Source organism: Emticicia sp., assembly GCF_043780375.1.
Classification (GTDB): Bacteria; Bacteroidota; Bacteroidia; order Cytophagales; family Spirosomataceae; genus Emticicia.
The window spans coordinates 1-21,704 of the sequence record NZ_JAYWCU010000177.1 but is presented as its reverse complement, the minus strand read 5'-3'; the positions used below and the strand labels follow the sequence as shown (position 1 = coordinate 21,704).

The window sequence follows — 21,704 nt, the reverse complement described above, 5'->3', positions numbered from 1 at the left end:
ATCATAATTGATAACTATCAAGGCACAGGCAAAACCTGAGTATCTTTAAAAGTCGAGAGAATCACCATTGTTTGTGTATTGGCCACTTCTTCAATCTCATTGATGGTTTCCATGATTAGTTTTTGATACGAATTGATGTCTTTTGCGATTACTTTCAACAAGAAATCGCATGAGCCTGTTACGTGGTGACACTCTATAATTTCAGGAACTCTCGTTATTTTTTCTACGAATGCCTCGGTTACAGACTTACGGTGGCCCGAAAGTGATACCTGTACAAATGTCATTACGCCCAAACCAACTTTTTCTCTATCTACTTGGGCGTGGTAGCTTTTTATGATACCTGACTGTTCTAATTTCTTTACTCTTTCAAGCGTTGGTGCGGGAGATAATCCTATTTCTTTTGAAAGTTGAGCATTAGTAATTTTACCGTTACTTTGGAGGATTTCCAGTAGGCTGTGGTCTATTTGGTCAAGTTTGTTAATACTCATGGGGAGTAATTGTTTTTTGGAAGTGCAAAATATTATTTCGTGCAAAGCTACTGTTTTTTTAAATAAAGCAATTATAAATATTGAAATTTTAGCAAAAAAGAAAACTTTTTTTGGAAAAACACTAAAATACAAAACTTTATATCTAAAATCTAATTCAACGTTTAGACACTTTGTTGTGTGAAATACTTCGCTGACGACTACATTTATGCCGAAAATCCTCAATGGTAGATTTTGCTAAATGTTTGGTAACTCTTCCTTGCACACGCTCTCGCCACATTCGCCACGATGAAAGTTTCATTTCTCGTCGCATCAATTCAATCACTTCTTGTTCTTTTAACCCAAACTGCACCTCAATAGCTTCAAAAGGTGTTCTATCTTCCCAAGCCATTTCTACAATTCTGTCCTTCTCTTCCTCAAGAAGGGCTTTATATTTTTCTTTTGAATTCATAAAACTTGCTGATATTTTTAATTTTAATAACAAAAGTCTTATCTTATTGTTTTAAAAAAAGAGTATCGTGTAAGTAAAACATATTCATTAGAAAAATGAACGGAGTAAAAAAAGAAAATTTACCAAGCAAAACCTGCATCAATTGTGGTAAACCTTTTACATGGCGAAAGAAATGGGAGAAAGTTTGGGGCGAAGTAAAATATTGTAGTAATGTTTGCCGTAGCAATAAAAAATCTTCAAAGTAGTTCTTCCGAAGGATTCCAATAATGTTTTTGAAAATCAATGATTTGATCATTTTCAACCTTTAAACCTTCACCTTCGAGCAATTCTTGCATACGATTGCCTCCAAAATGATTTTTTCCAGTCAAAACACCTTTTCTGTTTACCACTCGGTGAGCAGGTACATCGGGCATAGTATGACAAGCATTCATTGCCCAACCAACCATTCGTGCTCCACCAGTTCCGAGATAATGGGCAATCGCCCCATAGCTTGTCACTCGTCCATGAGGAATTAGGCGAACGACTTCGTAAATATCATCAAAGCTATTTTCTTTAGTTTTTATCAATGATATATGCTGATGAGGTAAAATAATGTCAGATTTAATCAACTACGATTCTTTTTCGTGCAGAAAAAATATAAATAATTCCAAAGAGTGTTGACATCGTGATAAGTCCGATTGTCCACATAAATTTTTCACGACCATCTAATTTTTTAGAATCATGTATTTCAAGAATAGCACTAAAAATAAACGTTATTATACATAAAACTCCTATGACTAACAATGTATTTGCCCCTGAGTAATGTTGAATCTTGACTAATACAGCAGTAATAGTTATGATAAGCCCCAAAATAAAACTCGATTTGACCAATGTGCCTGAATGTTTCATATAGTATAATTAAGACAAATTATTCAATGATTTTATTTATTATCAATCTCTTTTTCCAACGCAGCATACCATTTCTCACCATAAGCCCGAACAAGCGGTTCTTTTAAAAATTGATAAACTGGCACACCTAATTTTTCGCCCAATGTGCAAGCATCACTGCAAATAGACCAACGATCATAATTAAGTGCGTGGTAACTTTCATATTTGGTAACTCTGATAGGGTAAAGATGGCATGAAATTGGCTTTTTCCAAGTAGTCTTTCCATCAAGATATGCCTGCTCGATGCCACATTTCAGGATTTTATTTTCGTCATAAATGGCATAGGCACACTCACGATCATCAATGGTAGGAGTGGAGTAATCACCTTCCCAATCTTTGATATAAGTTCCTTGCTTTTCTATTGCTTTGATGCCTTCGGAAGAAAGATAAGGTTTCACTTGTTCATAAATTTCTGCTAAAATGGGTAGTTCAACCTCATCTAATGGAGCTCCCAAATCACCTTCTACACAACACGCACCTTTACATTTGTTGAGGTCGCAAACAAACATTTTTTCTGCTACATCATCACTAATGCAGGTATTTTCTATCAAAATCATCTATAATGGTACGACGGGTTTCAAGCCAGTCTTTTTTACATTTATCTGCCAATACGGGTTTGAAACCCGTTTTACAAAAAACTACTTTTTAATTATTAATCTCTGTCCAATCTTAACATTTTGATCAGACATCCCGTTCCAATTTTGAACTTGTTTCATAGATATTCCATAGCGTTTTGAGATACTATAAAGTGTTTCAGTTTTTTGAACAACATGAAATGAAGAACCACTTGAAACAGATTTTGCCTCTTCAACTTTTATAGGAACAGCCGCTCTAAGAGGAGTTTTTATCACCAAAACTTGTCCAATTTTTATTTTTTCGTCTGTTGGAATATTATTCCAAGCGGCCAACTCTTTAACTGAAACATTATATTGTCGAGCAACGCTGTAGAGGGTTTGCCCAATATCTACTTTATGTTCATTTGCACTTGAAACTGTATTTGGTTTTGCGGGGGTTGTTTTAATGATAACAGTCGGAGTATCAGTGTCTATTTTTTTTGTTGGAGTCGTTTTAGGTTCTTCTGGACGACTTATTGGTTCGTCCGTAATTACAACAATATCGTCATCTTCTAGGCGAGGTTTATTAGGCTTTTTATTGCTTTCTTCAACCAAAACTGTTTCTGGTATGGTCGGTTTGCTTGATTTAGTAGTGCCAATCGGCGTATTTACTCTTTCATCTTCTGACTTTCTACCATCTTTCACCAAAACCTTTTCTTCCTTCCCATCATAATTTTCTTTGATGGGTACTTTTTCTAATTCTTCAATGTCTTTAGCTTTCAGAAATTCTATTGGCTCGCTTTTAGGACGTTTTTTCTGTAAATAAACTAATCTGCCTTTCTGAATTCTTTGAATAGTTTTCATGCGGTTGAGCCGAAGTAAGTTTTTCAAACGAATACCATACATTTGTGAGATTTCCCACATCGTTTGCCCTGTCAACACAACGTGGTGTGGTAATGCTCCTTTACGTAGTTTTTTTTGTAAATAATATATTTTCCCTTCTTCTACAAGCTCTTTGTCCGTCATATCATTATAACGAAGAAAATCAGGAATTTTCATTTTACTGTTTCTTGCCAACGATGCCACATCATCACCAGGTTTTGCCAAAATCCCTTTCTTTTCATTTATTTCGTAGAAAACTGGCTCATCTTCGCTTGCCGTAACTATTGTAACTCGCTTTAATATCGGGAATCCTGCATCGCTTGTTGCGAGTTCGATTTGACGATTTAGTTTCGATTGTACTTCTTCAATATTTTCAGCAGGGACTAATATCGCAACCGAATAATCTTTATCTGTTGGAATCGTATTTACTTGCAACCAAGAATTATATTTTTTCAACTCATTGACATCAATTTTCACCAAAGAGGCTATTTCTTCGAGTGTTTTGCCTTTTGTTTTTTTGTATTCAACAAATGAAAATGGCGACTCTTTCAAGCGATTGATGCGATACTCAAAAGCCACTCTATTGGCAACAGCTTTGATCAAATAGCGATCGGTTTTGGCATCAAATGCAATTTCGGTAGCATAAGCCCAATCCGATGGAACGATTTTACTAATACCAGTTGCCCCCAATGAATAAGAAAATAAGGTAGAAACCCAGTTTTTATAAATCACATTATTACGTTTCAAATACAGGGCCGCTGCTCGTGTTGAGGCATAAATATTCTTTCGTTCGTCAATATCTTTATCTACTCTCAAGCCTACTTCTTGGGCAGTTGCTGGCTTCATTTGCCAATATCCAACGGCATTAGATGACGAAATTGCATCAGGAAGGAGCGAACTTTCCGAAATTGCTACATATTTAAAATCTTCGGGTATTTTTTCTTCATCCAAAATGCTTTCTATGATAGGAAAATACCACTGAATTCGTTGAAGTTTGTCGAGCAAATATTTGTTTTCGGGGGTTAGAAGTGCATTTACTTCTTTTTGTATTAATTTCTGAGCATCAGCATCAAGTTTGATGCTTACTCCCGCAAATTCTAACTTTTTAGGTACTTCGGGAAGCAATGCTTGCTGAGCAAAAACTCCTTTAATGCTCACAAGAAAAAGTAGAAAAATAATTTTCTGTTTCATTTTATTAGGAAATATTGAGTTCTAATTTACTATTTTCGATTAGCGTAATACGCCATTAAATTTTTTCTAAACTTTTCTGACAATCATCAAACCATCACGAATCGGGAGTAAGATATTTTCTACACGAATATCGTTATGTAGTTTGTGGTTGAAAGCCCGAATCGCGAGTGTGTCTTTATCGTTTTTTGTCTTATCTACTACTTTCCCACTCCACAAAACATTGTCAGAAATGATGTACCCCCCTTGGCGAACTTTCTCAAATACTAAATCGTAATAATTGGTATAATTGAGTTTGTCAGCATCAATAAAAACCAAATCAAATGTTTGAGTTAATGTTGGTATCATTTCTAAAGCATTGCCAATCCTGAAATCAATTTTATCGTTTAATGGAGATTCTTTGAAGAAACCACGCACAAAATTTTCTAACTCTTCATTAATATCAAGTGTGATGAGTTTACCATTTTCTTTCAAACCTTCTGCCAAACAAAGTGCCGAATAACCAGTATAAGTACCGATTTCAAGAATATTGCTTGGTTGTATCATCTGGGATAGCATCGCCAAAAAACGTCCTTGTAAATGACCCGACAACATTCGAGCTTGCAAAACTTTTGCGTGAGTTTCACGGTTTAGCTTGGCCAATATTTCAGTCTCAGGAGATGTATGTTCTGCACAGTATTCGTCAATTTCGGGGGCAATAAACTCCATATTATTTTACATAAATTTGCATTTTCTGCCGACTTTGAACAGTCGATAGTCGACTTTTTAATACAAAATTAGAACATTTTTTAAAATCCTAACAAACTAAGTTATTTATTTTGAAATAATCAAATTTATGATAAAAATAATTATTTCAAATATAATTGAAAATACAGAATAAAAAATAAATTCAGAAATAAATATATTTATTGAAAATTCTATTTATTTTGAATAAATTGTAATATTAAGAAATTCTGTTTGATTTTGCTCGTAAACTAAAATCTGCCAAAACTAATGCTGCCATTGCTTCTACGATAGGTACAGCACGAGGCAAAACACATGGGTCGTGGCGACCTTTGCCTGACACTATTACTTTTTGGCCAAGTGCATTGATACTTTCTTGGTCTTGCATGATAGTTGCTACTGGTTTGAACGCCACTCGAAAATAAATATCTTCTCCATTAGAAATCCCACCTTGAATTCCACCCGAATGATTGGTTTTAGTATGTACTTTTTGGTCTTCTCCTACAAAAAACTCGTCGTTATGCTCCGAGCCATAAAGCTCAATTCCTGCAAAACCACTGCCATATTCAAAGCCTTTTACGGCATTGATACCTAACATTGCTTTGCCCAATTCGGCATGAAGTTTGTCAAAAACGGGCTCTCCCCAACCAACAGGCACACCTTTGATTATGCAAGTGATAATGCCTCCGATTGAATCACCTTTTTTGCGAGTCTCGTCAATGTAGTCAAACATTTGTTGTGCCATTGTCTCATCGGGACAACGCACGGCATTATTTTCTGTTTTTGATAGATCTAATTCCCAATATTCTTTATTTAATTTCATTTTCCCAACCTGCGAAACATAGGCTTGAATGGTGATAGAATCGAAATTGAGTAACATTTTTGCCAAAGCTCCTGCTGCTACACGAGCGGCAGTTTCACGAGCAGAGCTACGTCCACCTCCACGAAAATCACGCACGCCGTACTTTGCTGAATAGGTATAATCGGCATGAGAAGGGCGAAATTGGTTAGAAATATGTCCATAATCTTTTGACCTTTGGTCTTCGTTTGGAATAACCATTGCTATGGGCGTACCCGTAGTTTTTCCTTCAAAAACACCCGAAAGTACCTGAAACTCGTCTGCTTCTTTGCGTTGAGTTGTTATTTTAGATTGCCCAGGTTTGCGGCGGTCGAGTTCGCTTTGAATGAAAATCTCATTAAAATCAATTCCAGCAGGACAGCCATCTACTACCACGCCAATAGCTCGCCCGTGCGATTCTCCAAAGGTTGAAATCCTAAATATTTTTCCGTAAGTGCTACTCATTAATTATCAATTATCAGTGAATAATTATCAACTATTCTTAGTTTATCTTTTTATTTATTATTCATCACAGCTAAGGAAAACTCCTTAAAACTCAGCATTCAGGCATCTTTCCCTTTTTTCTTTCCCCAATTAAATAAATATAAGCTGCCCATTAACATACATAGTATCAAGAGATTAGAGATATTTTTTATTACTTCTTGATAGTTCGTTTCTGCAATTGAGGTGTCTAACTTATCAATTCCGGCAAAAACATCTTCCGAGGTATCAGCATTTTTATCTGCAATGGTTTTACCCAAGACTTTTATTTTTATGGCCGATTTTAAGGTATCATATTGGTCTTTTTTTGTATTGAAAAATATCCAATAAAAATACTTTTCCAATTGATATTGTCCCGAATCTTTAGGAACAATTCTATACCGAAATTCTTTCTGTTTATTTGTTTGTCCGTTGAAATGTTTTTCTCTTACATCAGGAGGATAAAAATCAAAAAAGCTATCATCAGTAGGCGGAGCTATATTGATTGTTGAAAAATTGCCTTCACCAACAATTTTAAATATATACTTAAAACTTTTGCCTGTATTAATTTTTCGAGTTTCGATTTGCTCAACTAAGCTAAAATTTCCTGCCGTCACTTTATCTTTTAATGGGTGTTCGGGCAAATCTAAAACTTTGACAGTAGTTGCTTTATTTGTAAAAATTACCGTTTCTTTTTGTGCATTTTTTTTGTTGATTTGTGTCATTTTGAAATCAACAGCAGGAATATTGATCGGTTTATTATTTAATGGAAAATAGAGGGCTTCAAAGAATTTATAAACCAAATATTTTTTGTTATTAATTGTAACTGACAGCCCGGTAAGATTCGTGATTGTTGCTCGTTCTTCCAAACAATCGGGCGATTTTATTTTCTTGGCAATGGCATCAACTTGGGTATTTAAGTCGTCAGGAAAATCTATTTGAGTAGTGTTGTTTTCGGACACATAAAAAGCCAAAGATACTCGAAAACCTTCGCCCACGTAAACGCTACTTTTATCGACATTCATTGCCAAAAAAGCATTATTTTTTGCATTTTCAGGAGAAATCGTTTCTTGGCTTTCAATTTCTTCTTTCGATGCGGTGACCATTATAGTACTAGCTTCCGACAGGTACTCTTTCCCATTAATAGTTAATTCAAAAGGGGAGATTTTGAAATTTCCTTCTTTGGTAGGAGTATAGTTTTGAGAAATGATATGGCTTAGAATCCTTTGCCCACCAAACGAGTTTTTAGGATGAGCTATTTGCTTTGTACCTTTCGTGAAGCCTTGAATTGTAGGAAATGCACTTACATTCCACTTGTCACTATTTTTTATGCGGACATTAATCGTGAGGTTTTCTTCTAGTAAAATATTTTTTTTACTAAATTCAATCTTTACTTCTTCGTCTTGACCAAATGCAAAATTGCTGATCAAAAAAAACAAAAAAGTGAAGAAAATATGTAAATTCGCCCTGTTCATTCCACAAAATTAACCACTATTCTCTTTGATTACTATGATTCGCCAAATTTTTAAGAAAAAAGCTACTTTACTATTGATTTTTCTAAGCATAAATTTTGCTCAAGCTCAATGGAAAAAACAAAATTCGGGTACAGATGCTTCGTTTCGTTCGATTCATGCTTTAAGCAAAAAAAACGTTTGGGCAGGGGGAAGTAGAGGCACCATTTTACGCACCAAAAATGGCGGAAATAATTGGCAAGTTATTCGTGTAAAAGGTGCTGAAAGTTTAGATTTTAGAGATATTTATGGTGTAAATTATAAAATAGCTTATGCCATGAGTGCAGGAAATGCAGAGGATGGGGCGGCAAAAGTATTTAAAACTATTGACGGTGGCGTAACTTGGAAAGTCGTTTTGCATCGTACTGATAAAGGTGTTTTTTTCGACTCAATGGATTTTTGGAATGAAAACGAAGGAATATTAATTGGCGACCCAATTGATGATAAACCATTTATTATGAGAACTTTAAATGGTGGGGATTCTTGGCAGCGAATAGAAAAAGATAAGCTACCAGTAGTACTTGAAGGTGAAGCTTCATTTGCGTCAAGTGGTACGTGCGTAGTTACGAAAGCTAACGGAAAAGCATGGCTCAATACTCAAAGTAGGGTTTTGTTTACACCCGATAAAGGCGAAACTTGGCAAGTTTATCAAACGCCTTTCAAACAGGGACTAACTTCGGGTATTTTTGGTTTGCATTTTTGGAATGAAAACGAAGGAATTGCGGTAGGTGGTGACTATAAAAACGACAAGCAAAAAGTTGATGCGGAACGCCTCCCGAATGTGGCGATTACGCAAGACTCAGGCAAAACATGGGAGTTTTTAGCCGCCGCCCAACCATATGGTTTGAAAGAGTCAGGTTGGATGTTGCCTAATAAGAATCTGTTATTGGTTGGAACTTCAGGTACAAGCCTTTTGGATGAAAGCAAATCAACATGGAAAGCCATTGATATTGAATCTTTCCATGCTGTTTCGTGCTTTAAGGATGCTTGTTGGGCAATTGGTGGGAAAGGGAATTTAGCAAAATGGGTGAAATAAACATTGAACTATTTGTTTTTTTCGTCTAATTTGAATTGAACGTAGTATGAAATTAATAAACCTAAACCTCCAAAAATCATAATTAGAGCTGGGTAAAGAGCTTCGGTGTCTGATTTTACGCTTGCAATCATATTTGCTACAAAAATACCTAATCCAACTCCTACGAATAGGCAACCCCAACGTAATGCCGAAGCTGGATTAACTTTTGAGCCTTGTTTTTCGGGTAATGCCAAACCTTTTTCAATCAGTGCCATTTTTTCGTCGTTATCAAATTTTCTTAGAATAATCATCATTCCAACAAAGCCTAAAATCGCTGTAATTGGAATAGCAATTGCTACTGCTGCTGCTTGAGGTCCCATTTTTTTGTGTTTAAATAGTTAAATAATATTTTGCTAATAGGATGCAGAATAGTTTTTTAAGGTTACGGGTTGTTATAAAAATAAATTTGTTTAATTTTAATGTAACCTTTATAAATATAACTGCATCATATCATTTGTGAATGATAATCAGAAAGATATAATGTTGCTCAGCCGCATTCGGACTGGTGATAAATTGGCTTATAAAGAGCTAATAAATCGCCACAAAGATTATGCGTTTACGGTAGCGTATCGCATTCTGAATAGTCGCGAAGATGCCGAAGAAGTATCTCAAGATGCTTTCATGCAAGTATTTAGTGCTTTGCATTCGTTTAATGGCGAGTCAAAATTTACGACTTGGTTTTATCGTATTGTGTTTAATGCGGCGTTGATGCAAAAACGTAAAAATCGTATCTTTACTGACGATATTGAAACCTCATCAGAAGCATTTTTAGTTAGTAATTCGAGTGATTCGACAGAGCATTTAAGAAAAAATGAACGCCAAAAGGCCATTCAACGGGCTTTACAAAATCTTTCGGCCGACGATGCAATGATGCTTACTTTGTTTTACCTGAAAGAACAATCGCTCGAAGAAATTGCCGAAATCACGCAAATAAGTGCCGAAACTGCCAAAGTGAAAATACATCGAGCCAGAAAACGCTTATCGGACGAAATGAAAAAAACTTTGAAAGAAGAAGTCAGAAGTTTATTATAAAATTAAGATATTAGTCATGAAAAAAGCCTTGTTTTTATAACCTTCTTTGGAATCTCATTTTTGGGATTCGGTCAAACAAGATAGCACTTGGCAATCTTCACTGCCCATCATGGAAATAAAAGAAGGGAATTGGGAATTGAAAAAAGACAATATTTTGCTATTGAAGTTTAGAAGTGAAACTAAATTCAGCAAAGTACAATTACTTCTACTCAACGATAAAGAGTTGCATTATCAAACAAATGATAAAGCAGCACGTTATATTTTTAAATGGAAAGCGGAGTGATAATTAAAGATATAAGTATATGAAAATGCTCACAGACGAACAAATATTCGATATTTTAGATGGAATTGCTACTTCAGAAATGCAACATCAGCACAGTTATTTATTAACCAATTCTCTCGAATATACAGCCTATTTCCAAGAAATAGAGGCTTTACACGTCGATTTGGCTGAAATGACTCTTGAGAAGCCATCGGCTCAATTCACCGAAAATATTTTAACTAATATTCAGTTTGAAAATCAAACTGTTAAGAAAAAATCATGGAGTAGCCGATTGACTTATATCTTTGTAGGTGTGATGACAAGCGTATTCATTGGTACAATTATTTTTACGCTTCTTTATTTACCGACCACAAAAACGACCATTGATGCACCAACAAATCACTGGTTCGAAATGACAAATACGTTTCTAACCGATACTTTTGTAAAAATAGCAATTTTGGCAAATTTGGTAATTTTATTAGTAATTTTTGATAGAAAAGTACTGAAACCGTACTTTAATCATCGTAAAATGCGGTTAGGTTAAATCCATCAAGAAACTAAAACCATGTTTTTTAAAGCCTAAAGATTCGTAAAAATGATGAGCTTCCTCTCGTCGAAGGTTGCTCGAAAGCGTTATTTTGTAGCAACCTTTTTCTTTGGCCTTTTCTAAAGCAAATTGCATCATGGTTTTACCGATTCCTTTTCCCTGAAATGTGGGTAAAATCCCAACATCTTCTACAACAGCCGATGGTGTTCCGAGATGAGCCATGTTTTCCATAATTAAGAGAGCAAACGTTCCTATTATTCTGTTTTCTACTTTAGCTACAAACACTTGATAGTCAGGATATTGCTGTTGTTTTAAGAAAATTACTTTTGCCTTCTCTACAGACGTAACATTTCCATTATCTAATGCTTCGGCATAGATTTGTAAAATATTTTCGACATCTTCAATCGTTGCAGGAAGAATTTTGATATTCATAAATTTTTTTAAACAATATTTTAGAAATGGCAGTTAAGTAATTTAGAGTAAAAATAGATAAAAAGTGAGGATAAGAAAAAATAAAAATCATAAAACACCCTTGCCAAATCTTAACGCTGATGGCTCGCAAAGTGAGAGCAATGATAGCGAAGATTATTACTACGAGAAAGGATTTATGATCTTTACAGCCACATATCATCTCAAAAGAGGCTATTGTTGCAAGAATGCTTGTCGTCATTGCCCTTATGGATTCAAAAAAAACTAAGTGAAGCTTTTTTATTTCCAAAAAAATGTGCAATTTTGCACTCCGTTTTAGGATTTAATCATTTTTCATAGAAAATATTCAATAAAGCAATGGCAAAAGTTTGTCAAATCACAGGCAAAAAAACGCAAGTCGGTAATAATGTATCGCACGCTAATAATAAAACTAAGCGTAAGTTTTTCCCAAATCTTAAAACTAAGCGTTTTTTCTTAGAATCAGAAGGTGTATGGGTTTCCTTGAAGGTGTCAATGTCAGCTCTTCGCACAATAAACAAAAAAGGCTTAGAAGCTACTTTGGTTGATGCAGCTCGTAGAGGAACGTTAGCGTTATAATATTAAAGAAATTTAAGAAATAGAAGCATGGCTCGTAAGGTCATGCTTTTTTCTTGTATCAAATAAATCAACAAATACAAAAATGAAACAAATCAACGAAGCTACTTCTTATATTCAATCAAAAATCGGTGATTTCAAACCTCAGTTCGGAATTATCCTCGGCACAGGTTTAGGGAAACTAACGACCGAAATAGAGATTGAATATACATTAAATTACGAAGACATTCCAAATTTCCCAATCGCTACGGTCGAATTTCACACAGGAAAACTACTTTTTGGAAAATTAAATGGTAAAAATATAGTCTGCATGCAAGGACGTTTTCATTACTACGAAGGTTATTCGATGAAACAAGTAACGTTTCCCGTTCGAGTGATGAAAATGCTCGGAATCGAACGTTTATTTGTGTCGAATGCTTCGGGAGGAATAAACCCAATGTATCGTGAAAGCGATTTAATGATTATTGAAGACCATATTTCATTGTTTCTGCCTGAAAATCCTTTGGTTGGAAAAAATATTATGGGCGACCGCTTTCCTGATATGAGTGAACCGTATGATTTAATTATGGTTGAAAAAGCCAAACTGATTGCTACTCAAAATAGTATTGAGGGCATACACAGTGGTACGTATGTGAGCGTGACGGGACCAAATTTGGAAACCAAAGCTGAATATAAATTATTGAGATTGTTGGGAGCTGATGCCGTTGGAATGAGTACAGTTCCCGAAGTAATTGTGGCTCGCCAGATGGATTTGCCTGTTTTTGGAATTTCGGTTATTACAGATATGTGTATTCCTGAAACATTGAAAAAAGCAGAAATTGAAAATATTTTGGCCGCCGCCTTCAAAGCCGAACCAAATATGACTTTAATTATCAAGGAATTGATTGGGAGTTTGTAAGAAATAGATAATTCACAAAAACGCCTTCTTAACATTGTTAGGAAGGCGTTTTTGTAAGTAAGTTTTTATTAAAAACTAAAGCTCAAACGTCCAAATACATAACGTCCATTAAAGCCCATTTGCTGCACACGACGTGAATAAACAAAACGCCCCGATGACATATTTGCCGAGTGTCTATGCACATCCTGATAAACATCAAAGATATTATTTGCACCAACTACCAAACTCAAAGATTTTACTAATTGATAGTTTACCGTCAAATCAGTAATTAATTTGGGCGTAAAAGTTTGGTCTAAAGTTTCTTTTACTCCACCATTAAAATTATTCGCAACAAATTTATCTGGTCCAGTAATTGTTGGGTCTAAATAAACTACTTCTCCGAAACGAACTACACGAACCATTGCACCAAATTTGCCACATTTATAGTTCAATGTTCCCGTAATCTTACTTTTTGGACTTGCTACTTCAATACGGCTTTGGTCTTCTCGGTTAAAATAATTTCCAAGTTGACCTGTACTTATCAATGTTTGAGACGCTTTTACTGCAACTTTTCCATCAGTTCCTTTAATTACTTCATTGTTGATGAAAGCTCCTGCAAAAGTGAATTTTAAAGATTGTTTTTCGCCTAATTTTGTACTATAAGCCGCAACGGCTTCTAAACCTTTTGAACGAGTATCGATAGCATTCGTAAAGAAGTTTACGGTTGTTGCACCAGCGGCCGCTAATTGAGCTGCAATGTCAGCATTACCATTTGCAGTAAAGTTGTTAGTCAAAATAATACGGTCTTTAATATTGATTTGGTAAGCATCAACCGTTAATTCTAATTTGCCTAATTGGGCTGTTGCTCCAATGCTGAAATTTTGAGATGTTTCTGGTTTTAATTCAGGAATTCCCAAGATTTTGGCGGCTTTACTATCATTTGGGAATGTTCCACTTTCAACGGGTGTTTGTACGCCATTAATAGTTTGGAACAATGTATTGGTTTTAGAATAATGACTTTGTTGTAAAGATGGAGCTCTAAATCCAGTACTGATTGCTCCACGGATTGCAATTCTATCAGTCAATTTATATCTCGTTGCAAATTTATAGTTGAGGGGAGTATTATCAAAATTAGAATATTTCTCTAAACGTACTGCACCCGATACTAGCCAATTTTTTGTAATATCGAGTTCTAAATCAGTGTATAACGCAAAACTATTACGAGTATGTGTACCTGCATTGGCAGGTAAAAAGCCGCCGAAAACCTGAGAGCCAGCCGCAACACCAGAAGCAGTATTAAAATTGGTAAATGAAGTTGTTTCGCCTGCACGAGTACCAAAGGCATCAGCTTTGTATTCTGTGCCAAAAGCCACGTTTAAACCATTCAATACTGTTTCAAATTTTTTGTTAAAATCTAAATTTGAAGTATTTTGAGAGAAAGAATTTCCACCAGCATCAAATGTACGTTGGAACGAATTTGTGCTAATGGCTTGGGTGTAATTTACAGAGTTATCAACGGCATAGTCAAATATGTTTTTTCCGTAAATATTGCTTAAATCGAAGTTCCAAGTCTTGAAAGCTTTTCCTCTTATACCCGCCGCAAACGAAATGTCAGTTACATCACTATTAATTTCTGGAAGAAAACCATTTGGATATACTGCAAAAACATTTGTACGAACAGCAGCAGGAACTGCATTTGGATAACGATAAAAGCCCGCAGCATTACCTTTTTTATTATTGAAACCACCAAAAGCATATACTTCGATATTATCATTGATTGGCAAAGCGGCATTTAAAACAATTCCACCGCCTTTTACTTGTGAGTTACCGATACGCATATCAAAGTTTTCACGAGTTAAGCCTTTTCCTGCAATTACTTGGTCGTCAGTTTGACCAGTCACTGCTGGGAAAGTCTGTCCCGTATATGTTCCTGTACGATTCGTTTGTCCACGAGAAACATATTCTCCCGTTAGATTTACAAAACCATTTTTCCCTATTTTAAAGCCATAATTCAAGCCAATTTGTCCAGTTAAACCATCTTTTACATTTACGCTGGCATTTTGACCGTTATTAATAGCATAATTTTTATCGTAGCTCGTAATATACTCTCCGCCCGATACATTTCCACTCAAGCCAATTTGTTTTTTCAAGACAATATTGATTACACCTGCAATCGCATCAGAACCATATTGTGCAGCAGCTCCGTCACGCAAAATTTCTATTTTTTCAACCGATGTTGCAGGAATTGCGTTCATATCAGTTCCTACTGTACCACGGTTTACCGTACCATTTACATTGACTAATGCTGATTGGTGCCTTCTTTTTCCATTTATCAAAACCAAAACTTGGTCGGGGCCTAAACCTCGTAATTGAGCTGGGTCAACATGGTCTGTTCCATCAGAAATTGCTTGACGTGAAGACTGAAAAGAAGGTGCTACAAAAGTCAAAATCTGATTAATATCAACCTGCCCAACATTATTGGTTACTTGCGAAAGTGGAATTACATCAACTGGAACTGGGGTATCGATTTTAGTTCGCCCGCCGCTACGAGTTCCTGTTACAACTACTTCACTCAAACTTGAAAGGCTTTCTTCGAGCGAAACATTGATAACTAACTGATTTTCAGTTACTTTCACTTCCTTAGTGGTGAAACCAATAAAACTAAATACTAAGATATCGCCAGCATCGACATTTAGTTTAAATGAACCATCAATGTCGGTACTTGTTCCTTTCTTAGTGCCTTTTATGCTCACACTTACTCCTGGCAAAGCCTCGCCACGACCATCACTTACTTTTCCTGTGATTGGATTTTCTACTACGTTTGGGATGAGCAAAGAAGTGTTTTCTGACTGACGATTCAAAATGATTTTGTTACCACTTACTTTAAAACTAATATTTAATGGTTTTAAAAGTGATTCGAGAACGGCAGAAAGTTTTTGTTTTTTAACATTTAGCGAAACAAAACGGCTACTTTTGATAAGTTTCGAACTAAATATAAATTTTACATTAGCCGATTCTTCAATTTTATTCAAAGCATCTTCAAGATTCTGTTCTTTCAATTGTAGCGAAACTTCACGGTCTAATACCTCTTGGGTGGTGCTATCGTGTGCAAAGCTGAGTCCTGTGAAAAGCAGAGCCAAACAAAGTTGTAAAAGGCTCAATTTCATAATTTTAGTAATTAATGAAATGGATTTTGTAAAAATTAGCATGATTTTAAACGTTTAATAAGTAAATGAGACAGAAACACGCCCGAAGTTTATTGAATTTTTGGGCGAAGATTTGCACCGTAAATTCATTTCGGGAAAATTACTATCGGTGATGTTGGCAACACCTCCGATTTTTTGTTTAGGCAAAGAAATTATTTGGTTTTTATTTAGTTGATTTTAATTTTTACATCCTTTGCTGCTGATAATTATCTGACCATCAATGAGTTGGTACTCGGCTTCGATTGCATGGCATACTAAATCTAATTTTCCGTAAAGTGGCTCGTCAGATAATGAAGCAGTTACAGGACATTCTTTTAATAACTCTTCGTCATAAACAATCGAAATTCCGTAAGATTTTTGAATAATAGCTAAAATATCCGCCGCCGAAACATCCTTAAATTCAAAATTATATGGTGGCATTTCGGAAAGCATTTCAGGCTGTTCAACCAATGATTTTGAAAAATTACTCTTCTCTTTATCGAATTTTATTTGTTGATTGGGTATAATGACAACCCCTTCTAAAATCTTAACATTTTTACTATTTTGTACTTCATTTAATTTAAAAACAGACACCTTTCCTGTACGAACAATTACTTCAATATCTTTTTGTTCTTTATATGATTTTATGTTGAAACTTGTTCCTAATACCTTAGTAATAAGCTCATTAGCAAAAACAAAAAAAGGTTTTTCAGGGTCTTTTGCTACTTCAAAAAAAGCCTCGCCATCTAAATACACCTCACGTTTATCGCCAGTAAAGTTAGCTGGATAACTCAAACGACTACCGTGTTGAAGCAAAATTGACGAGCCATCACTAAGTGTAATAAGCAATGGTTTATCAGTATTGTTTTCTTTTTCGATGAGAGTTGTCGGAGCATTGGCAACTAATTCTTGATAAATAAGTGATTTGTCATCAATTTGTTTAAAATACAACCATCCAACACTTAGTAATAATATAACTGATGCCGCCGCAGCCCACCGAATAACAGGACGGCGATAACTTATTTGAAGTGGAGCAGACATATCTTCTTCAAATGCTTCATCCAATGTATTGTTCAAAGTTTTAAACTTCGCTTCGATTTGTTCACGATTCCATTTCAAAGAAAGTTTATCTAACATCGAAAATGCGTGCCGAACCAAATCTTGTCGTTCAGAATGCAATTCTGCCCAATCTTCCCATTCTAAAATATCAGCTTCGTCTTTTCTGAAATAATAATTCAGGAAAGATTCATCTATCAAAAGGTCATCAATCGTTAAGCGTACTAATTTACTTTTCATGGAATGATATGGGTGTATATCAAGAGTAATATCTTGTTCTATAAATACAGAGGAAATATTTCAGGAAATCTTCCTGAATTTTCTGAAATATTTTTGATTTTCTTTTTGATTAGTAGCGACCTTACAACACAAGGTCTAAGTGGGTTGAATGTATTTTACAATATTCCTCTCAATTTCTTTATTCCTTCATGTAGTGTTTTGTAAATACTATCAGTTTGCAGACCAGTTTTTTCGGAAATTTCTTTGAAACTGAGTTCTTCAAAATATTTCAAGATAATAATTTCTTTTTGGCGGGGCGTTAGTTGCTCAATTGCAAGGTGTAGTTGTTGTTTAAGGTTTTGGTCAGATTCTTGTTTTATCAGAATCTCTTCGTAAGATTGTGTAGAAAGAATAAAAGTTTCAGCATCTTCCCAATTAACTTTTTCGATGCTATTTGCTTTTTGTAATTCTTTAAAAATCCTTTTTCTGAGAGAACTTTTGAGGTAGGCTTCAAATGACTGAATAGCAGTGAGTGACTGGCGATATTTCCATAAATCGCTAAATATCAGTTGAATACATTCTTCGGTAATGTCGCTGTCTAAGCACCATTTCAGACCAATTCGGTAAAGTTTGTTATAATATGTGTTGAACAAATACCCCAATGCTTTTTCGTCATCTTTGCGAAGTGCTTCCAAAAGCAAGCTATCACGGTATTGTTCGTTGGTGTTCATAGAAACAAAATAAAAACCCCCTTTTTGTTTAGAAAACTACAAAAAGGGGATTGTAAAGCATTTTAAGCAAAAACCAATTTCTTCATATAATTAGCATCGGCTTCAACAGCTTTTAGTGGAGTTGTATTATCAAAACGCTCTTGCTCAACAATAAAGTATTCTATGCCATTTGCTTTAGATGTACTCAATATTTTTGCGAAATCAATTTTTCCAGTACCCAAGTCGCACGATGCACTCACATCATCTAAAATCATTACTTCGTTTTTATTTTTTCGGAGTTCTGCCACCTTTTCATCTTTATATAAGTCTTTTATATGGCATAATTTAAAACGATTATTGTATTTTTTCAACCATTCTTCTGGATTTTCACCTGCTTTTACCACCCAAAATATATCCATTTCAAAATCAACTAATTTAGGATCGGTCCCTTCGAGCAATATAACTTCGGGCATTGTACCATCGGCAAACTTTTTGAATTCAAAATTATGATTGTGGTAAGCAACTCGTAAGCCTGCTTTGGCTGCCATTTCTCCTTGACGGTTAAGTCCTTCGGCTGCTTTTTTCCATTCATCGGCAGTTTTTAGACTTCCTAAAAATGGATTTATCAAATATTTCATACCAATACTTGCTGCATCATCTACCAATTTTCCAAATTCTTTTTCGGTTTCTTTCTTCATGGTGTACTCAGGATTGCAATGCGTACTGATGATATTCATGCCAAGTTCGTCCATGTAGGTTTTGAATTCTTTGGCTGTCATGCCCCAAAAAACGCCTTTCTCGCCTTGAAAACTTTCTATTTGTTTATACCCGTAGCTTGCCAATGCCTTCAAAGTTCCCTTCGGATCGAGTGCCATTTCTTTTTGTACAGTCCATAATTGTAAGCCAAAATCTTTTACTGAGGGTTCTGATATTATTGATGAAGTTGCGGTTGAGTCAGTTGTTTTTTCTTCCGTTTTAGAGGAAGGAGTACAAGACCATAATTGATTGATTATCAATGGAGTAGCAGCAATAAGCCCTGTTTGACGTAGGAAATTTCTACGATTTACTTTCATGGTAATTGGTTTTAAAGGATTATAAGTTCATCTCTACTATTAAATGTTAATAGTAAATATAAATATTAAATCAATATATCATTTTAATACGGCTCATTTTTTTCTTATTTTGTAAATATTTAACACAATCGCTCACATTTATGTACGCAAAAGTAATTTTAAACGCAGGAAAAGAAATCGCAGTCAAACGTCTTCATCCTTGGATATTTTCGGGAGCGATTGCTCGTACAGAAGGCAATCCTACTGATGGTGATGTAGTAGAAATTTTTGATAAAAAGAGTACGTATCTTGCCACAGGGCATTACTATAAAGGAAGTATAGCCGTCAAGATTTTTTCTTATACGGTTACCGAAATCAATGAAGCTTTTTGGCTCGAAAAACTCCAAACCGCTTATAAACTTCGTCAGACAATATCATTTCAAGGTGGGAGTGGAGTTGTAAATTGCTATCGCCTTATTCATGGAGAAGGAGATGGTTTTCCTGGACTAATTCTTGATTTTTATAACGGAGTAATTGTTTTTCAAGCTCATACAATTGGAATGTGGCGTGAAAAAGAAAAAATTGTAGCAGGTTTAAAGCAAATCTATGGCGAGTCGCTCATTGGAGTTTATGATAAAAGTAGCGAGACATTGCCAGCAGAATTTGCAAAAACGATCCGAAATACTTACTTATTCAATGATTCAGTCAATGAATTACTGCCCCATGAAATTTTTGAAAATGATAATAAATTTTTAATTGATTGGGAAACTGGACAAAAAACAGGTTTTTTTCTTGACCAAAGAGATAATCGTGCTTTATTGGGACAATATGCCAAGAACAAAAAAGTATTGAATGCCTTTTGTTATTCAGGCGGGTTTTCGGTTTATGCGTTGAAAGCAGGAGCGGAGTTAGTTCATTCGGTCGACGTTTCCAAAAAAGCGATTGAACTCGTGAATCAAAATGTGGCTCTAAATTTTGGAGAAACCGATAAGCACGAAGCCTACGCCGAAGATGTAATGAATTATTTGAAAAATAATGACCAGTTTTATGATTTAATAGTTCTTGACCCACCAGCGTATGCTAAAAACATTGCCAAACGTCATAATGCTGTGCAAGGCTACAAACGACTCAATGTAGAAGGAATAAAAAGATTAGCCAAAGGTGGAATCTTATTTACGTTTTCATGCTCACAAGTAGTTGATAGAGAGCTTTTTTATAACACAATCGTGTCGGCAGCACTCGAAGTTGGACGACAAGTACGAGTTTTACATCAGCTTACGCAAGGAGCAGACCATCCCGTAAGTCTATTTCATCCCGAAGGTAGTTATTTGAAGGGCTTGGTGCTTTATGTGGAGTAACTTTCACTGCTATACAAGAAAAAACCCCGCTAATGGGCGGGGGATTTCTCAACTTTATAGCCATGAAAACTAATACTTTGTAAGGCGAACTTAATCGCGGGTGTCTATCTACGATAATGATAGCTTCAACTCATTTAATTTTTTTCTAACTGAAGTATCTATTTGTGTATCACCGATACTTAAAATATAACCTCCAATTAAATTTTCGTTTACTTTTTCTTCCAAAACAATCTGCTTTCCAGTTGAGTCTCCAACAATTTTTGTAAACGATACTTTTTGTTCTTGTGTTAAAGGAGTAACTGTTGTAACTGTTACTTTCTGGATACCTTTTTGCTGATTGTACAATTTATCGAACTCTTCAGCAATCGAGTATATCAAATTTTCTCTGTTCTTCTTAGTTAAGACGTTGAAAATTGAAAAAGTAACAGGATGAACGTTTTTTTCAAAAGTTTTTTTCAGAATTGCCAACTTTGTGTGGTGACGAACAATTGGATTGCCCAACACAACTAAAAATTGACGATTTTCGTCACAAACTGTTTTGAAAGTATTCATGTCGTCGTTAACTTCATTAACGACTTTTCTTTCTGTTGCCAAGTCAAATAATGACTTTGCATATCTATAAGCAACTATTGAATCTGCCATTGTATTTGGAGCGAATTCCCGATTGCTTCACAGTGTATAAACACAAATTTACAACCGAGTGTTTCAATAAAACAAATTTTGTTTAACAAATTTTGCAAAAGATTACACTTGTTTTTGCAAAAAGTTGATGAACTGTATTTAAGGGTGACGTACGTATTAATTTAATCTTGCTTCGGCAATCAAATTAGATACTAATGTCTCTTGTGATTTTTTGTCAGCCAATTCTCTACGAATTATTTTCTCTGCTATTTCAATAGAGAACGTAGCCATATCCTTTTTCATTTGAGCAACCATCGCAGTTTTTTCTTGTTGAATAGCTTCACGAGCATCAGCAATAATTTTGTTGCCTTCTACTACTGCTCTTTCTTTTGCATCTGCAATCATCTTATCAGTGATATTTTTTGCATCACGAATCATCTTATCACGTTCGGCACGAGCTTCTGCCAAAATTTTATCATTGTCAGACTTCAATTTTGCCATTTCGGCACGTGTTTCTTCCGCCATACGAAGAGCTGATTCGATTGAATCTTCACGCTCTTTTAATGAAGAAAGGATTGGTTTCCAAGCAAATTTTTTCAGAAAGAAAACTAAAATTCCGAAAACTAATGCCATCCAAAACAACAGACC

At 35.2% G+C, this 21,704-nt stretch carries 27 protein-coding genes; 9 read left to right on the top strand and 18 right to left on the bottom strand.

Annotated elements, in window-relative coordinates:
- Positions 1 to 17: 17 nt before the first annotated feature.
- Positions 18 to 488 (bottom strand): Lrp/AsnC family transcriptional regulator, encoded by a 471-nt coding sequence (locus ACH2CJ_RS14375; protein ID WP_394993637.1) that lies wholly within the window; start codon positions 486 to 488, stop codon positions 18 to 20.
- Between the two features lie 154 nt (positions 489 to 642).
- Positions 643 to 936, bottom strand: a complete 294-nt coding sequence (locus ACH2CJ_RS14370; protein ID WP_394993636.1) for a TIGR03643 family protein — start codon at positions 934 to 936, stop codon at positions 643 to 645.
- Between the two features lie 95 nt (positions 937 to 1,031).
- On the opposite strand from ACH2CJ_RS14370, the gene ACH2CJ_RS14365 reads away from it, so the two are divergent.
- A complete protein-coding gene (locus ACH2CJ_RS14365) occupies positions 1,032 to 1,181 on the top strand; it encodes a DUF2256 domain-containing protein (protein ID WP_394993635.1) in 150 nt (49 codons plus the stop codon).
- Here the strand turns inward: ACH2CJ_RS14365 and ACH2CJ_RS14360 are convergent.
- The 7 genes from ACH2CJ_RS14360 to ACH2CJ_RS14330 all read right to left on the bottom strand — a co-directional run bounded on the left by ACH2CJ_RS14360 (position 1,173) and on the right by ACH2CJ_RS14330 (position 7,958).
- Positions 1,173 to 1,502, bottom strand: a complete 330-nt coding sequence (locus ACH2CJ_RS14360) for an MGMT family protein (RefSeq protein ID WP_394993634.1) — start codon at positions 1,500 to 1,502, stop codon at positions 1,173 to 1,175. The two genes, ACH2CJ_RS14365 and ACH2CJ_RS14360, sit on opposite strands and share 9 nt — an antisense overlap.
- A 34-nt stretch (positions 1,503 to 1,536) precedes the next feature.
- Positions 1,537 to 1,824: a hypothetical protein gene (locus ACH2CJ_RS14355; RefSeq protein WP_394993633.1), complete on the bottom strand. Its 288-nt coding sequence runs from the start codon at positions 1,822 to 1,824 to the stop codon at positions 1,537 to 1,539.
- 32 nt (positions 1,825 to 1,856) lie between these two features.
- On the bottom strand, positions 1,857 to 2,420 hold the full coding sequence (locus ACH2CJ_RS14350; protein ID WP_394993632.1) for a DUF3109 family protein: 564 nt from the start codon (positions 2,418 to 2,420) through the stop codon (positions 1,857 to 1,859).
- 81 nt (positions 2,421 to 2,501) lie between these two features.
- Positions 2,502 to 4,490: a LysM peptidoglycan-binding domain-containing protein gene (locus ACH2CJ_RS14345; protein WP_394993631.1), complete on the bottom strand. Its 1,989-nt coding sequence runs from the start codon at positions 4,488 to 4,490 to the stop codon at positions 2,502 to 2,504.
- Positions 4,491 to 4,556: 66 nt separating this feature from the next.
- The gene (locus ACH2CJ_RS14340; protein ID WP_394993630.1) at positions 4,557 to 5,195 is read right to left on the bottom strand and encodes an O-methyltransferase; all 639 of its coding nucleotides are present in this window, start codon (positions 5,193 to 5,195) and stop codon (positions 4,557 to 4,559) included.
- Between the two features lie 235 nt (positions 5,196 to 5,430).
- Positions 5,431 to 6,513, bottom strand: coding sequence for a chorismate synthase (aroC, locus tag ACH2CJ_RS14335; protein ID WP_394993629.1), 1,083 nt, complete (start codon positions 6,511 to 6,513; stop codon positions 5,431 to 5,433).
- 98 nt (positions 6,514 to 6,611) lie between these two features.
- Positions 6,612 to 7,958, bottom strand: a complete 1,347-nt coding sequence (locus ACH2CJ_RS14330) for a BatD family protein (RefSeq protein ID WP_394993628.1) — start codon at positions 7,956 to 7,958, stop codon at positions 6,612 to 6,614.
- A 79-nt stretch (positions 7,959 to 8,037) separates the two neighbouring features.
- Here ACH2CJ_RS14330 and ACH2CJ_RS14325 point away from each other — a divergent pair, with 79 nt between their 5' ends.
- Positions 8,038 to 9,075, top strand: coding sequence for a WD40/YVTN/BNR-like repeat-containing protein (locus ACH2CJ_RS14325; protein WP_394993627.1), 1,038 nt, complete (start codon positions 8,038 to 8,040; stop codon positions 9,073 to 9,075).
- Positions 9,076 to 9,083: 8 nt separating this feature from the next.
- Here ACH2CJ_RS14325 and ACH2CJ_RS14320 read toward each other — a convergent pair whose 3' ends face one another.
- Positions 9,084 to 9,434: a DUF6249 domain-containing protein gene (locus ACH2CJ_RS14320; RefSeq protein WP_394993626.1), complete on the bottom strand. Its 351-nt coding sequence runs from the start codon at positions 9,432 to 9,434 to the stop codon at positions 9,084 to 9,086.
- Positions 9,435 to 9,594: 160 nt separating this feature from the next.
- Between ACH2CJ_RS14320 and ACH2CJ_RS14315 the strand changes: the two genes are divergently transcribed.
- The 3 genes from ACH2CJ_RS14315 to ACH2CJ_RS14305 are packed head-to-tail and all read left to right on the top strand — an operon-like array spanning position 9,595 to position 10,952.
- A complete protein-coding gene (locus ACH2CJ_RS14315) occupies positions 9,595 to 10,146 on the top strand; it encodes an RNA polymerase sigma factor (RefSeq protein WP_394993625.1) in 552 nt (183 codons plus the stop codon).
- 46 nt (positions 10,147 to 10,192) lie between these two features.
- Positions 10,193 to 10,429 carry a hypothetical protein gene (locus ACH2CJ_RS14310; RefSeq protein ID WP_394993624.1) on the top strand — a complete coding sequence of 79 codons (237 nt, stop codon included), beginning with the start codon at positions 10,193 to 10,195 and terminating at the stop codon, positions 10,427 to 10,429.
- A 19-nt stretch (positions 10,430 to 10,448) separates the two neighbouring features.
- Positions 10,449 to 10,952, top strand: coding sequence for a hypothetical protein (locus ACH2CJ_RS14305; RefSeq protein WP_394993623.1), 504 nt, complete (start codon positions 10,449 to 10,451; stop codon positions 10,950 to 10,952).
- On the opposite strand, the gene ACH2CJ_RS14300 is transcribed toward ACH2CJ_RS14305, so the two are convergent.
- Complete coding sequence (locus ACH2CJ_RS14300) at positions 10,944 to 11,387, bottom strand: GNAT family N-acetyltransferase (protein WP_394993622.1); 444 nt, start codon at positions 11,385 to 11,387, stop codon at positions 10,944 to 10,946. The genes ACH2CJ_RS14305 and ACH2CJ_RS14300 overlap by 9 nt on opposite strands.
- 64 nt (positions 11,388 to 11,451) lie before the next feature.
- Here ACH2CJ_RS14300 and ACH2CJ_RS14295 point away from each other — a divergent pair, with 64 nt between their 5' ends.
- From ACH2CJ_RS14295 to ACH2CJ_RS14285, 3 genes are all read left to right on the top strand, one after another.
- On the top strand, positions 11,452 to 11,652 hold the full coding sequence (locus ACH2CJ_RS14295; RefSeq protein WP_394993621.1) for a DUF5522 domain-containing protein: 201 nt from the start codon (positions 11,452 to 11,454) through the stop codon (positions 11,650 to 11,652).
- An 89-nt stretch (positions 11,653 to 11,741) separates the two neighbouring features.
- Positions 11,742 to 11,981, top strand: coding sequence for a 50S ribosomal protein L28 (rpmB, locus tag ACH2CJ_RS14290; RefSeq protein ID WP_394993620.1), 240 nt, complete (start codon positions 11,742 to 11,744; stop codon positions 11,979 to 11,981).
- 82 nt (positions 11,982 to 12,063) lie between these two features.
- Positions 12,064 to 12,876, top strand: coding sequence for a purine-nucleoside phosphorylase (locus ACH2CJ_RS14285; protein ID WP_394993619.1), 813 nt, complete (start codon positions 12,064 to 12,066; stop codon positions 12,874 to 12,876).
- Positions 12,877 to 12,944: 68 nt separating this feature from the next.
- On the opposite strand, the gene ACH2CJ_RS14280 is transcribed toward ACH2CJ_RS14285, so the two are convergent.
- The 5 genes from ACH2CJ_RS14280 to ACH2CJ_RS14260 all read right to left on the bottom strand — a co-directional run bounded on the left by ACH2CJ_RS14280 (position 12,945) and on the right by ACH2CJ_RS14260 (position 19,098).
- A complete protein-coding gene (locus tag ACH2CJ_RS14280; protein WP_394993618.1) occupies positions 12,945 to 16,022 on the bottom strand; it encodes a TonB-dependent receptor domain-containing protein in 3,078 nt (1,025 codons plus the stop codon).
- 54 nt (positions 16,023 to 16,076) lie between these two features.
- Positions 16,077 to 16,208: a hypothetical protein gene (locus tag ACH2CJ_RS14275; protein WP_394993617.1), complete on the bottom strand. Its 132-nt coding sequence runs from the start codon at positions 16,206 to 16,208 to the stop codon at positions 16,077 to 16,079.
- Between the two features lie 30 nt (positions 16,209 to 16,238).
- Positions 16,239 to 17,336 (bottom strand): FecR family protein, encoded by a 1,098-nt coding sequence (locus ACH2CJ_RS14270; RefSeq protein ID WP_394993616.1) that lies wholly within the window; start codon positions 17,334 to 17,336, stop codon positions 16,239 to 16,241.
- A gap of 155 nt (positions 17,337 to 17,491) precedes the next feature.
- Positions 17,492 to 18,046 (bottom strand): RNA polymerase sigma factor, encoded by a 555-nt coding sequence (locus ACH2CJ_RS14265; RefSeq protein ID WP_394993615.1) that lies wholly within the window; start codon positions 18,044 to 18,046, stop codon positions 17,492 to 17,494.
- A 62-nt stretch (positions 18,047 to 18,108) separates the two neighbouring features.
- Positions 18,109 to 19,098 carry a sugar phosphate isomerase/epimerase family protein gene (locus tag ACH2CJ_RS14260; RefSeq protein ID WP_394993614.1) on the bottom strand — a complete coding sequence of 330 codons (990 nt, stop codon included), beginning with the start codon at positions 19,096 to 19,098 and terminating at the stop codon, positions 18,109 to 18,111.
- 140 nt (positions 19,099 to 19,238) lie between these two features.
- Between ACH2CJ_RS14260 and ACH2CJ_RS14255 the strand changes: the two genes are divergently transcribed.
- Positions 19,239 to 20,435 carry a class I SAM-dependent rRNA methyltransferase gene (locus ACH2CJ_RS14255; protein ID WP_394993613.1) on the top strand — a complete coding sequence of 399 codons (1,197 nt, stop codon included), beginning with the start codon at positions 19,239 to 19,241 and terminating at the stop codon, positions 20,433 to 20,435.
- Between the two features lie 108 nt (positions 20,436 to 20,543).
- Here ACH2CJ_RS14255 and atpH read toward each other — a convergent pair whose 3' ends face one another.
- Positions 20,544 to 21,077, bottom strand: coding sequence for an ATP synthase F1 subunit delta (gene atpH, locus ACH2CJ_RS14250; RefSeq protein WP_394993612.1), 534 nt, complete (start codon positions 21,075 to 21,077; stop codon positions 20,544 to 20,546).
- Positions 21,078 to 21,233: 156 nt separating this feature from the next.
- Positions 21,234 to 21,704: F0F1 ATP synthase subunit B (atpF, locus tag ACH2CJ_RS14245; RefSeq protein WP_394993611.1), on the bottom strand; the 471-nt coding region annotated here is incomplete at its 5' end.